The organism is Candidatus Chryseobacterium colombiense (assembly GCA_029203185.1).
Lineage (GTDB): Bacteria > Bacteroidota > Bacteroidia > Flavobacteriales > Weeksellaceae > Chryseobacterium > Chryseobacterium colombiense.
On record CP119310.1, the window covers coordinates 2,012,415 to 2,025,910 of the forward strand.

13 protein-coding genes are annotated in these 13,496 nt (G+C 35.1%); 5 read left to right on the forward strand and 8 right to left on the reverse strand.

The genetic code is table 11. The features are described from left to right. Positions 1-50: 50 nt before the first annotated feature. Together P0Y62_08930 and P0Y62_08935 are read left to right on the forward strand one after the other, a co-directional pair. Entirely contained in the window at positions 51-962 is a 912-nt protein-coding gene (locus P0Y62_08930) for an ATP-binding cassette domain-containing protein (GenBank protein WEK71677.1), read from the forward strand. Positions 963-969: 7 nt separating this feature from the next. After that, entirely contained in the window at positions 970-2,280 is a 1,311-nt protein-coding gene (locus tag P0Y62_08935; GenBank protein WEK71678.1) for an ABC transporter permease, read from the forward strand. 81 nt (positions 2,281-2,361) lie between these two features. Here P0Y62_08935 and P0Y62_08940 read toward each other — a convergent pair whose 3' ends face one another. The 8 genes from P0Y62_08940 to P0Y62_08975 all read right to left on the reverse strand — a co-directional run bounded on the left by P0Y62_08940 (position 2,362) and on the right by P0Y62_08975 (position 10,183). Further along, the gene (locus P0Y62_08940) at positions 2,362-3,006 is read right to left on the reverse strand and encodes a porin family protein (protein ID WEK71679.1); all 645 of its coding nucleotides are present in this window, start codon (positions 3,004-3,006) and stop codon (positions 2,362-2,364) included. A gap of 126 nt (positions 3,007-3,132) precedes the next feature. Further along, positions 3,133-4,005 (reverse strand): succinate--CoA ligase subunit alpha, encoded by an 873-nt coding sequence (gene sucD, locus P0Y62_08945; GenBank protein ID WEK71680.1) that lies wholly within the window; start codon positions 4,003-4,005, stop codon positions 3,133-3,135. A 90-nt stretch (positions 4,006-4,095) separates the two neighbouring features. Then, the gene (locus P0Y62_08950; GenBank protein ID WEK71681.1) at positions 4,096-4,998 is read right to left on the reverse strand and encodes an LpxD N-terminal domain-containing protein; all 903 of its coding nucleotides are present in this window, start codon (positions 4,996-4,998) and stop codon (positions 4,096-4,098) included. A 73-nt stretch (positions 4,999-5,071) separates the two neighbouring features. Beyond that, the gene (gene efp, locus P0Y62_08955; protein WEK71682.1) at positions 5,072-5,638 is read right to left on the reverse strand and encodes an elongation factor P; all 567 of its coding nucleotides are present in this window, start codon (positions 5,636-5,638) and stop codon (positions 5,072-5,074) included. Between the two features lie 31 nt (positions 5,639-5,669). Next, on the reverse strand, positions 5,670-6,461 hold the full coding sequence (gene lpxA / locus P0Y62_08960) for an acyl-ACP--UDP-N-acetylglucosamine O-acyltransferase (GenBank protein WEK71683.1): 792 nt from the start codon (positions 6,459-6,461) through the stop codon (positions 5,670-5,672). Beyond that, entirely contained in the window at positions 6,462-7,859 is a 1,398-nt protein-coding gene (locus P0Y62_08965) for a bifunctional UDP-3-O-[3-hydroxymyristoyl] N-acetylglucosamine deacetylase/3-hydroxyacyl-ACP dehydratase (protein ID WEK71684.1), read from the reverse strand. After that, positions 7,852-8,883, reverse strand: a complete 1,032-nt coding sequence (gene lpxD, locus P0Y62_08970) for a UDP-3-O-(3-hydroxymyristoyl)glucosamine N-acyltransferase (protein ID WEK71685.1) — start codon at positions 8,881-8,883, stop codon at positions 7,852-7,854. The genes P0Y62_08965 and lpxD overlap by 8 nt, the downstream gene beginning before the upstream one ends. An 88-nt stretch (positions 8,884-8,971) precedes the next feature. Further along, positions 8,972-10,183 (reverse strand): HD domain-containing protein, encoded by a 1,212-nt coding sequence (locus P0Y62_08975; GenBank protein WEK71686.1) that lies wholly within the window; start codon positions 10,181-10,183, stop codon positions 8,972-8,974. 433 nt (positions 10,184-10,616) lie between these two features. Here P0Y62_08975 and P0Y62_08980 point away from each other — a divergent pair, with 433 nt between their 5' ends. The 3 genes from P0Y62_08980 (at position 10,617) to P0Y62_08990 (ending at position 13,455) form a co-directional block, all read left to right on the forward strand. Next, positions 10,617-12,161 carry a bifunctional response regulator/alkaline phosphatase family protein gene (locus P0Y62_08980; protein ID WEK71687.1) on the forward strand — a complete coding sequence of 515 codons (1,545 nt, stop codon included), beginning with the start codon at positions 10,617-10,619 and terminating at the stop codon, positions 12,159-12,161. 45 nt (positions 12,162-12,206) lie between these two features. Further along, positions 12,207-12,629: an MliC family protein gene (locus tag P0Y62_08985; GenBank protein WEK71688.1), complete on the forward strand. Its 423-nt coding sequence runs from the start codon at positions 12,207-12,209 to the stop codon at positions 12,627-12,629. A 61-nt stretch (positions 12,630-12,690) separates the two neighbouring features. Next, complete coding sequence (locus P0Y62_08990) at positions 12,691-13,455, forward strand: exodeoxyribonuclease III (protein WEK71689.1); 765 nt, start codon at positions 12,691-12,693, stop codon at positions 13,453-13,455. Positions 13,456-13,496 lie beyond the last annotated feature (41 nt).

A 13,496-nucleotide genomic window follows, 5' to 3' on the forward strand; every position in this document is an offset into this window, starting at 1 on the left:
ATTCCGTAACTTTCGGAACTTTATTATACTAATTAGGTAAAAACAAATTAATGCTAAAAGCTGAACATATTAGAAAGACCTATAACGCCGGTAAAAAGGTAGCTTTGGATGATTTCAGCATCCATGTTCCGAAAGGAAGTATTTATGGTCTTTTAGGTCCGAACGGAGCCGGAAAAACTTCTTTCATCCGTATCATTAACCAAATCACTCAGGCAGACTCCGGAGAAATCCAGATTAATGGAGAAAAGCTCAATCCCAATCATATCAAAAACATCGGTTACATGCCTGAAGAAAGAGGTTTGTATAAAAACATGACCGTTGGTGACCAGCTTCTGTATTTCGGAGAGCTGAAAGGGATGAGCAAAAATGATGCTTTAGCTGAAGCCAAAAAATGGTTTGACAAACTTCACATCGACCAGTGGTGGAAGAAAAAGCTGTCTGAACTTTCTAAAGGAATGGCTCAGAAAATTCAATTTGTAGTAACGGTACTTCACAGACCACACCTTTTGATTTTAGATGAACCCTTTTCAGGCTTTGACCCTGTAAATGCTAATTTAATTAAGGATCAGATCATTGATCTTAAAAATAACGGAACGACGATCATTCTTTCTACCCACAGAATGGAAAGTGTGGAAGAAATGTGTGATTACGTAGCATTAATCAACAATTCTCAAAAGATTATCGACGGAAGAGTGTTTGACGTAAGAGAAAAATTCAAGAAAAATATTTTTGGGATTACACTTTCTGAAGTCAATGATTCTCAACTGGAAGGTTTCAAAAACAAATATGGAATTTTTGATGCTACCCATGAGAACAATTTGGTTTCTTTTAATTTAAAAAATGAAGCTGATCAGAACAATATTCTTTTAGATCTTGTGAACGTAGGAAAGGTACGTACTTTTGAAGAGAGAATTCCGAGCATGAATGAAGTGTTTATCAATGCCGTAAGTAATCATTCTTAATAATTTTATGAATAATATTTTTTTAATTACTAAAAGAGAGTTTCTTACTCAGGTTAAGAAAAAATCTTTCATTGTGCTGACTCTGCTTGCTCCCATCATGTTAATCGCATTTGGGTCGGTAATCGGACTGATGTTCAAAGCCAATGAATCTCACAATATCATTGAAGTGGTAGATAGCAGCGGACTTTTTAAAAATGAGTTGAAATCTACTGACAAAATAGAATATAAAATCATCCCTTCTTCTGAGGAACAGTCAAAAGTAAATACTCTAAAAAGTAATGAAGCTATAGATGGAATTCTTATTCTTCCCCAGGTACAGAATGGAAATTATGATGAGTTCCAGAAAAATACAAGGCTGGTTGTCAATACAAAAATTGGTTTTGACACCAAGCAACGTATCATTTCCGATCTTAGCAATGTCATTAAAAAGGAAAAAATAAAGCAGTTAGGAATTGCTGAAACTCAAATTGATAATCTTGACAAAGGTTTCACTCTAAAAACAATCAATGTTTCGGAAAACAATAAAGAGGATTCTGATCTTGCTTTGGGAGTAAAAAGCGTACTGAGCATGCTTCTTATGTACGTCACTTTCATGTTTATCATTATTTATGGGGTAAGAGTGATGAGAAGTGTTCTGGAGGAAAAAAACAACCGTGTTGTGGAAATTATTATTTCTTCAGTAAAGCCTTTTGAGCTAATGATGGGAAAAATCCTTGGTGTAACTTTGGTTGCCTTAACTCAGTTTATCGTTTGGATTACAATGTCTGTAATCGGAGCTTTGGTATTAAATACCGGGTTTTCTTCCATGCAAAAAAATATTCCAGGAGGTGAAGAAGCAATGATGAGTAAATTGGATATAAGCCAAATTGCCACTCAGGTTTCGCACAGTTTACTGGAATTAAATTTCCCTTTAATTATTTTTGTATTTATTGTCTTTTTCCTTTTAGGATATATCTTTTACAGCTCAATTTATGCTGCAATTGGTTCAGCGGTAGATAATGAAACAGAAACGCAACAATTCACTTTATTTGCTGTATTGCCTTTGATGCTGGGAATGTATGGAAGCTTTTCTTTTATCAATAATCCGGACGGGCCTCTTGGGTTCTGGCTGTCAATCATTCCGTTTACTTCTCCTGTCGCTATGATTGCAAGAATCCCTTACGGAGTTCCTGCATGGCAAATTGCTTTATCTATTGTCTTGCTTTTAGGAACAACACTTTTCATGATATTCCTTGCCGGGAAAATATACAGAGTAGGAATTCTGATGTATGGAAATAAAGCAACCTTGAAGGAGATCTGGAAATGGATTAAAAGTTAATCATAAACATATCTTTATATAACAATAAAAACATCCCGGAAATGATTTTTCGGGATGTTTTTATTGTTTACTGACAATGTATTAATTAAAAATATAACTTAGGCTTAAGCTCAGAACTTGTTCAGACTTTTTCTTAGAAGAATTGGGATCTAATTTTGATTCATTCAAATCAGGATATGTATTAGACAATCCCAAGTCATACTTAAGAGCTACTTCCAACTGTCTTTTGTAGCTATACCCAACTCCAAGTCCTATTCCGAAATTAAAAGAATTTGCTTTTCCCTGTGCATCTTCTTTATAAATATCTTTAGATTCATTTTTTACAGTTTGATCTATTAAGAAATTAAATCTTGGACCTGCCAATCCAAAAAATTCAGATTCTGCTTCTGAGAAATACCCTTTAAAAAATACAGGTACACTCAGATAATTATTGGCATACACTGCATCATAGCCTTTCATACCTTTGGCGTCTTTATCTTTTCCTGTTTCTCCGGCTCCGTAATATAATACTTCAGGCTGAAGATAAAACTGATTAGATTTTCCAATCGGAATAAGGGCTACAACACCACCCTGGAATGCGTATCTAGGTCCGGAAGGATTATGTGCATTTTTAACTCGGGAATAATTGAGTCCTCCGGTAACTCCAAATCTTGTGCTGCTAAAATCTATTTGTGCAAAAGATAGAGTTGAAAGAGCCAATGCTGAGGTTAATAAAAGTTTTTTCATTTTGATATTGAGTTTTGTAGTTTATTTTTTAATTGTTTAAAGATAGTAATTATTCTAATTTTTTGTATAAAAATTCAAAAAAAAGCCTCGTAAAAACGAGGCTTTTTTTTATTTCTCAAGAAAAAATTATCCTAATATTTTTGCTACAGTTGCACCAATATCAGCAGGAGAATCTACAACGTTGATTCCGTTTTCTCTCATGATTTCCATTTTTGCCTGAGCTGTATCTTCAGCACCACCTACGATAGCACCTGCGTGTCCCATTGTTCTTCCTTTAGGAGCAGTTTGTCCAGCGATGAACCCTACTACCGGTTTTGTAGAACCACTAGCTTTGTACCATCTTGCAGCTTCAGCTTCTAATCCACCTCCGATCTCACCGATCATTACAACCGCTTCAGTTTCCGGATCGTTGATGAATAATTCCAACGCTTCTCTTGTAGTTGTTCCAATAATTGGGTCACCACCAATACCAATTGCAGTAGAAATCCCGTAACCAGCTCTTACCACCTGATCAGCAGCTTCATAAGTAAGCGTTCCTGATTTAGAAACAATACCTACTTTACCTTTTTTGAATACAAAACCTGGCATAATACCAATTTTAGCTTCTTCAGAAGTAATGATTCCAGGGCAGTTTGGTCCGATCAATCTGCAGTCTCTGTCAGCGATGTAAGATTTTACTTTTACCATATCTGCTACAGGAATACCTTCAGTAATACATACGATAACTTTGATGCCTGCTTCTGCAGCTTCCATAATTGCATCTGCAGCAAATGCAGGTGGTACGAAAATGATACTTACATTAGCTCCAGCTTTTGTTACAGCATCAGCAACAGTATTGAATACAGGCTTTCCTAAGTGCTCGCTACCTCCTTTTCCTGGAGTAACACCACCTACTACGTTTGTTCCGTATTCGATCATCTGGCTTGCGTGGAAAGTACCCTCGTTCCCTGTAAATCCTTGTACAACTACTTTAGAATCTTTGTTTACTAAAATTGACATTTTATTGTTGTTTTAATTTATTTTTATTTTTTATTAATGCTCACAAATTTACTTATTTTTCTTTGATTTCGGATAAAACTTTCGATTTGTTTATTTGAGATTTCTCAGTTTTACTTCTTTCTTCAGATATGTCTTAAAATCTTCTGCAAACATTCCGATATAAGTCCCTTTTTCAAGATCTCTGTTGACTCCGGTTTTTCCTAAAAGTACAGATCCACTCTCTATCTTGTTGCCGGAAGCAATACCTACCTGTCCCCACAATGTTACTTCATCACCAATCACACAACAGCCAGCAATTCCTACCTGTGAAGCGATCAGACATTTCTTCCCGATTATGGTATCGTGACCAATCTGAATCTGATTATCCAAAACAGAACCTTCCCCAATGATTGTAGAGTCTGTAACCCCTCTATCGATGGTACATCCGTTTCCGATTTCAACATTATTTTCAATGACAACGTTTCCAACGGAAATTAAACGATCGAAATTTCCATTTAATTTTCTGTAATAGAAAGCGTCCCCACCCAAAACGGTATTCGACTGAATGATCACATTATCACCAATAACTGTTCTGTCACCGATCACAACATTTGGGAAAATCAGAGTATTTTTTCCAATCTTCACATTGTTTCCGATCACTGCAGAATGATGGATGTGCGTTCCCTCACCTATTTCAGCATCATGAAGTTCTTCCCTGAAATTATAGATCCTGGTAAAATGAGTATTGATTTTATTAAAGTCCCTGAAAGGATCATCAGAAATTAAAAGAGCCTTTCCTTCCGGGCAGTCTACTTCTTTATCAATTAAAATAATTGTTGCCGGAGAATTTAAAGCTTTATCGTAATATTTAGGATGGTTTACAAAAACTATTTCTCCCGGTTTCACCATGTGAATCTCATTAGTTCCTAATACTTCAAAGTCTTCAGAACCAACAAATTTTGACCCGATAAGATCTGCAATAGTTTTCAGTTTTTGTGGAGAATGAAATCTCATAACAATTGATTTTCTTATAAAACAAAATTCGGAATGCAAAGGCAAACCGAATTGATGTAAATTTTATTAAAAATTATTCTTTAACTCTTTCTAAGTAAGAACCATCTTCAGTACTTACTTTGATTTTGTCTCCCGGCTCAATGAACAAAGGAACCATTACTCTTGCCCCAGTTTCAACGATAGCGTTTTTAAGAGCATTGGTAGCCGTGTTTCCTTTTACTCCCGGATCAGCTTCTACAACTTCTAAATAAACAGACTGCGGTAATTCAGCAGAAAGTGGAGTCTCATCAGCTTCTTTCAAGATGATTGTAACTTCTTCACCCGCTTTCATCAGGTTTGAGTTTTCAATCATTTCTTTATTTAAATATAATTGAGAGAAATCATCATTATTCATGAAGTGGAATCCATTCTCATCATCGTATAGATACTGATATTTTCTTGTGATCACTTTCACCTCTTCGATTTTGTGACCTGCAGAGAAAGTGTTATCAATTACTTTTCCGTTTGTTACAGATTTTAATTTTGTTCTTACGAAAGCAGGACCTTTACCCGGTTTTACGTGAAGGAACTCGATTACTTTATAAATATCATTGCTGTACTCAATGCACAGACCTTTTCTGATATCGTTACTTGTTGCCATTAATGTATATTATCTTTTTGTTTTTTATATTTTAACTGTCTTTCCCTGTTCCGTATCCTTTTACGATACCTCTAGGTGAATTCTGAATAAACTGAAGAATTTCATCTCTTTCAGCAGTGGGAAGCATTTCCTTTTCAATGTGAGTGATTGCCTGAGAAACATTCATCTTCATTTGGAAGATTGCTCTGTAAATTTTTTGAATTTCAAAGATTTTTTCATTTGTAAATCCTCTTCTTCTTAAACCTACTGAGTTAATTCCGGCATAAGACATCGGCTCTCTTGCTACTTTTACATAAGGAGGAATATCTTTTCTCACCAAAGTACCTCCGGAAATCATTACATGTTTTCCGATTTTACCAAACTGATGTACAGCCGATAAACCTCCCATCACAGTATAGTCACCAATTTCTACGTGACCTGCAATACCGCAACCGTTTACGATGATAACGTGATCCCCTATTACACAATCATGAGCAATGTGAGATGTAGCCATAATCAGACAGTTTTTTCCGATCTTAGTATGTCCAAGAGCTTTTGTCCCTCTGTTAACTGTTACACACTCTCTGATCGTAGTATCGTCACCTATAATAACCTGTGTATCTTCACCGTCGAATTTCAAATCCTGAGGGATTGCAGAAATGACAGTCCCGGGAAAAATCCTACAGTTTTTACCGATTCTTGCACCATCCATAATGGTAACATTCGGCCCAATCCAGGTTCCTTCTCCTATTTCCACATCTCCTGCAATGGTAGTAAAAGGTTCTACGATTACATTTTTGCTGATTTTCGCACGTTTATCTACGGCTGCTAATTGATGGATCATTTAATCAACTTTATTTTTTGCAACTTGGGCCATTAGTTCTGCTTCTACCGCTACTGTATCTCCAACATAACCATAACCTTGCATGTGTACAATACCTCTTCTGATAGGTTCAATTAATTCAATTTTGAAAATAAGCGTATCTCCTGGAATTACTTTTCTCTTGAATTTTACTTTATCAATTTTAATGAAATAAGTAGAATAGTTTTCAGGATCCGGAACGCTTGCCAAAACAAGAATTCCACCGGTCTGTGCTAAAGCTTCTACCTGAAGAACTCCCGGCATTACAGGTTCTTTAGGAAAATGCCCAACGAAGAAAGGCTCATTCATTGTTACATTTTTAAGACCTACAACATGAGAATCTGAAAGTTCAAGAACTTTATCGATCAATAAGAACGGTGGTCTGTGAGGCATTAATCTCATAATTCCGTTGATATCAAAAACCGGTTCTTTCATTAAATCAAAGTCAGGAACGTTTTTCTTTTTCTGCAATTTCCACTGACGGTTCAGTTTTTTCGCAAATTGAGTATTTACGTAATGGCCTGGTTTATTAGCAATTACTTTACCCTTTATTTTCACTCCCGCCAAAGCCAGATCACCAACTACATCCAGTAATTTGTGTCTTGCAGCTTCGTTTGGATAATTTAGATTTAAGTTATCAAGAATTCCGTTAGGTCTGATTGACACATTGTCTTTACCGAAGGCTTTCTTTAATTTTTCTGTAGTTTCAGGAGTAAGATCCTTATCTACATATACAATGGCATTAGAAATATCTCCACCTTTGATCAAACCGTGATCTAAAAGCATCTCTAATTCATGTAAGAAACTGAAAGTTCTTGCAGAAGAAATTTCTTCTTTGAACTCAGAAATATTTTTTAATGTAGCATTTTGAGTTCCTAAAACTTTAGTCCCAAAATCTACCATAGTAGTGATTTCGTAGGTATCTGAAGGAATGATTGTGATTTCTGATCCGGTTGCAGGATCGCTGTAGGTAAGAACTTCTTTTACAACAAGGTATTCTCTGGCCGTATTTTGTTCTGCAATTCCAACACTTTCGATGGCTTCAACAAAATACTTTGATGATCCGTCTAAGATAGGAGGTTCAGAAGCATCCATTTCCAAAATAGCATTGTCAATATCACAACCGACTAAAGCAGCTAAAAGATGCTCGCAGGTATTGATCTTTACTCCTAATTTTTCTAATGTTGTTCCTCTCTCTGTAGCGACTACATAATTAACATCAGCTTCAACCTGAGGATGTCCCTCTAAGTCTGTTCTTACGAATACAAAACCTGTATTTTCTTTTGCAGGTTTGATGGTTAGTTTTACTTCTTTACCAGTATGAAGTCCGATTCCGGAAAGTGTCACTTCTTGCTGAAGTGTTTTTTGCATATCACTCATTAGTTTTATCTTTTGAGTTATTCTCAAGATTGTTTATTTTGTTTACAATTTCAGGCAAATTCCTGAAATGTACATAACTCCTTAAATAGTCGTTATAGCTGATTGCAGGTGATCCATAAATAGTTTCTCTATCATTCACACTGGAGTTAACCCCACTCTGTGCCTGTATTTTTACCTGATTTCCTATTTTAATGTGTCCTACAACACCAACCTGACCTCCAATTTGATTCCAGTCGCCAATAATGGTAGATCCAGCAATCCCCGCCTGTGCAGCAATCACATTATTCTGTCCTATTTTTACGTTGTGTGCGATTTGGATCAGGTTATCGATTTTAGTTCCCTTTCCGATCATAGTAGAACCAATTGTAGCCCTGTCTATACTACAGTTTGAACCAATTTCAACATCATCTTCAATGATCACGTTTCCTAATTGTGGAATTTTCTTGAATCCTTCCGGAGTAGGCTGAAAACCAAACCCATCACCTCCAATTACCGTATTGGAATGGATGATGCAGTTATCACCAATAATACAATAATCATAAATTCTCGCTCCACTGTCAATCTTACAGTTTTTACCGATCTTTACTCCTTTTCCTATGTAGACATGGGGATAAATCTGAGTTCCTTCTCCTATTTTTGCCTTTTCAGATACATAAGTAAAGGCACCAATATATACATTATCACCTATTGCAGCAGTATCATGAATGGAAGAACCATCTTCAATACCCTGTTTTCTACCCTGCATTTCCTGATACAGATTCATTAAAACCTGAAAAGAAAGGTAAGCATCCTTTACTGCAATTACAGTAGGATTATATATATCTTTTGATAAAAGTTTTTCTGAAACGATGATAACGGAGCATTTGGTCGTATCCAAATAATGAGAAAATCGATCTTGTGCTATAAAAGAAAGATGTCCTGTTTCCCCTCCTTCGATAGGTGAAACTCCAGTAATAAGCGCATTCTCGTCACCTATTATTTTTCCGTCAATAAAACTTGCAATTTGCGAAGCTGTAAATTCCATATTCTGCAAAGATAAGAAATTCTGTAATTCGCAAACATTTTTTTAATTTTTGGATTGTGAATTTTAATATTCTTTAAGAAATCATCTATTAAATATCTCTTGGAAACATGAGAATGTATCTTGTGGTCTTATTGGTAATCAATCCCGATAAAAGCTGATCTTCCGATTCTTCAAGTCTTATTTTTTTTCCATTTTTCTGTAATAGGAATATCGGCTGTTTTTGAGTATCATATGGCAATAATTTTCGTTTAATTTCATGCACTAATTCATTTCCATTATCGATTCCGAAAAATTTATTGGTATTTTTTATTTTTTCTTCAATAAAATTGGCATCAAATGCATGTGACGAAATAATTGTCTTAGGCAGGTTCCTCTGGATCACACATTGGCACCAATATGATAAAATAAAATCATCTGCCGACTGCCAGTTTTTCATTACCTGAATAACGTCGTTATCATCAAGCTGTGTAAATCTTTCAACATCTTCATCTGTAGCGGAGTTTTTTCCTCTGTATAAAAAATATTTCAGATTTTCGGTTGCGGGAAGATCCATACCTTGCGAAATAAGATATTTCGCTCGCTCTAAAATTTTCACCAAAAGAAACTCTGCCAATGCTGAGGTTTTATGATAATATACCTGCCAATACATGAACATTCTTGCCGTCAGAAAATTCTCAATAGAATAAATTCCTTTGGCATCGATCACCAATTCACCTTCTTCGCAAACATTCATCATAGAGATAATCCGTTGCGTATTAATATTACCTTCAGAAACTCCCGTAAAAAAGCTGTCTCTGTTCAGATAATCCAAACGATCGACATCTAATTGTGAAGAGATAAGCTGATTAAAGAATTTTCTATGATATTTTCCCTGAAACATTTCAATGGCAACAGATAGTTTACCTTCGAACTCATCGTTCAATTTATTCATCAAAAGCAGGGAAAGGTTTTCGTGATGCCAATCATCCATCAGCATGCTTTCTAGGGCATGAGAAAACGGACCATGACCTATATCGTGCATCAAAATTGCCAACATTGCTCCTTTTTCTTCATCCTCAGAAATTTTCACTCCTTTTTGCTTAAGTGTTTCGAGTGCTGTAAACATGAGATGCATTGCTCCAATGGCATGATGAAATCTTGTATGGGTAGCTCCAGGAAAAATCAAATTCAGAAGACCAGTCTGCCCTATTCTCCTTAGTCGCTGGAAATAAGGGTGCTCAATAATGTCAAATAATATTTCGTGGGGGATTTTGATAAAACCGTGAACAGGATCGTTGATAATTTTTAACTTATTCTGCATTGAATGTTGATATTGTAACAAAGTTAGGGAAAAATTAACTTTAGCTTTTATTTAAATTTCGTTAATCTTAAAAACATAGGTTTCCATCCTTGACTCCTTCAATACGGTTATCATCGGAAATCAAACTGCCTGAGTTATGGTAATGTCATTCGATTTTCCATGGTTAGTTTGCCACTCGTCATTACCGGAGTAGTATATTTCATCTTACAGGAAAAGAAACCCAACCGATCGGAATTATTCCTGACATTGTAATAAAACCTATTATTGAAGAAATGGATGAAGCCCCGGAAAGGGCATTCGACTAGGCAAAAAGAGTAAATTAGTAAACAATATTTTCATTTAACTAATATTTAACTATTAAAAGCCCTATTTTTATTGTTTGAAAAGAAATTTGGTCGAAATTTTGATACTATAACCATGAAAAATAAATATTATGTCGGAAAAGATATTATGGATAGATGATGAAATAGATTTACTAAAACCTCATATCGTATTCTTAGAAAAAAAAGGGTATCAGGTAACCCCTGTTAATAATGTAAATGAAGCCCTGGAATTGATGGATTCTGAAAAGTTTGCACTGACCCTTATCGATGAAAATATGCCCGGAATTTCCGGACTTGAAGCCATCCCTATGATTAAAGAAAAAGATAATTCTTTAAAAATTGTAATGGTTACCAAAAGTGAAGAAGAACATATCATGGAAGAAGCGATAGGTTCTCAGATTGCGGATTATATATTAAAGCCTGTAAATCCTAATCAGATTTTACTTTCCCTTAAAAAAAATCTTCAGGAAGATAATTTGGTTGAACAAAAAACCATTTTACAATATCAGCAGGAGTTCAGAAATCTTTCTATGGAGCTTTCTTACTTGAGAACATACCAAGAATGGGCGGAATATTATAAAAAGATTGTAAACTGGGAGCTTAAGTTTGACAAAGTTGCCGATAATGAATTTGCAGACCTGCTCCAGTCTCAAAAGGAAGAAGCTAATATTCAGTTTGCAAAATTCATAGAAAAAAACTACGAAGACTGGTTGAACGGTTCTGAAAAGCCTATGATGAGCCACACCTTATTTAAAGACAAAATAAAACCTGAAGTAGAAAAAGAAAAAGTTCTTTTACTGATGGTTGATAATTTAAGGTATGACCAGTGGAAAGTGATTGAACCTTTATTCACCAAACATTATAATAAGGTTTCGGAAGATTATTATTACAGTATTCTTCCTACCGCAACCCAATATGCCAGAAATTCATTTTTTGCGGGTTTAATGCCTTCTGAAATAGAAAAGCGTTTTCCGGACAAATGGTTTAATGACAATGAAGAAGGTAACAAAAACGAATTTGAACGTGACTTTTTGGAAGATCAGATGAAAAGAATTGGTTTAGCTTCTAAATCAATGAAATACTTAAAAGTTCTGAATGCCGATTTTGAAAGAAAGATCTATGATGATTTCAATCAGCACAAGAATAATGATCTTTTGGTGATCGTTTACAACTTTATTGATATTCTTTCTCACGCAAAAACGGATAATCATATTGTAGATCAGCTAATCAGAGATGACAAAACTTTCCGTTCCCTTACCCTGAACTGGTTTGAAAATTCATCTTTATTAAAAATAATTAAAGTTGCTGCTGAAAACGGCTTCAAACTTGTAATTACCACTGACCACGGAACAGTGTATGTGAAAAAACCAAGCCGTGTGGTTGGCGACAGAGAAACTTCTACAAATATCCGCTATAAAACAGGAAAAAGTTTAACCTATGACAACAGTGATGTATGGGCAATCTCAAATCCTGAAAAGCTGTTCCTTCCTAAAGGAAATTTAAGCTCAAAATATATTTTTGCTAAAAACAATATTTTCCTGGCTTATCCTAAAAACTACAATCACTTTGTAAACTATTATAAAGAGACTTATCAGCATGGAGGAATATCTTTGGAAGAATGTATTATTCCAATCAGTGTTTTAGAGCCTAAATAGTTTTTCATAAAACCACCATTACAACCAACCATTAAAATATAAAAAATGAAAAAATCAATTTTAATTTTACCTGCATTGGCAGCCTTATCACTTGTTTCATGTAAAAAAGAAAGCAGTAAGAGTTCAGAAGTTGCTTCAGATTCGACAAAAACGGTAATTACTTCAGATTCGATACAAAAAAGTACTTCAGATCTGTCTGCCGCTACACCAAAAGATTCTGCAGCAGTAAAGAATAATCCTATTGTAAAAGCAAAATCTACTGATACCGATGGAAAAAGCATTGATCTTACTTTTGACAATAGTAAAAATACAGCAACTATTGTTTATCAAGGTGAAACTATTGAATTGAAAGGTCAGCCAGCCGGCTCGGGAATTTATTATAAAAATGATCATTGGGAACTAAGAGGTAAAGGACTGGAAAACGAACTTTCGAAAGACGGAAAAGTAGTTTTTAAAGGAATTAAATAAATTAAATGTCGGCTTTGAGCCGACATTTGTTTTTTAAACAGGCTTTTGATATATTTCAAAAATGAAATTAATTACTTACAACGTAAATGGAATACGCGCGGCATTTACCAAGGATTTTTTAGGATGGCTGAAAACCGCTAATCCGGATATTATCTGCATCCAGGAAAGTAAAGCAGGTAACGATCAGATAGATATAGAAAGTCTTGAAAAGCTAGGATATCACAGCTATTGGCATTCCGCCGTAAGAAAAGGCTATAGCGGCGTTGGAATTGCGTCAAAAATAAAACCCAATCACGTAGAGTTTGGCTGCGGAATTGAAAGCTATGATAATGAAGGTCGAATTATAAGAGCTGATTTTGACGGCTATTCTGCGATTTCAGTATATGTACCTTCTGCGTCCAATATTGAAAGACTAGATTTTAAAATGCAGTTCTGCAACGATTTTTTAGAGTATATCAAAAACTTAAAGCAGACCATTCCTAATCTTATTATTTCCGGTGACTTTAATATTTGTCATGAGGCGATAGATATTCACGATCCGGTACGTTTAAAAAATGTTTCCGGTTTCCTGCCTATGGAAAGGGAATGGATCACCAATTTTATTAATGAATGTGAACTCATAGACAGTTTCAGATTTTTCAATCAGGATCCGGACAATTATACATGGTGGAGCTACAGACAAAATTCGAGAGCAAAAAACAAAGGATGGAGACTCGATTATAATTTTACAAGTTATGCTTTAAAGGATAAGCTTACAGGAGCTGTCATTTTAAAAGAAGCAGTACATTCTGATCATTGTCCAGCCTTGGTAGAATTAAATCTTTAAAAGATATTTTTCTAAATTTATTTTTGAAAGTCATACAATAA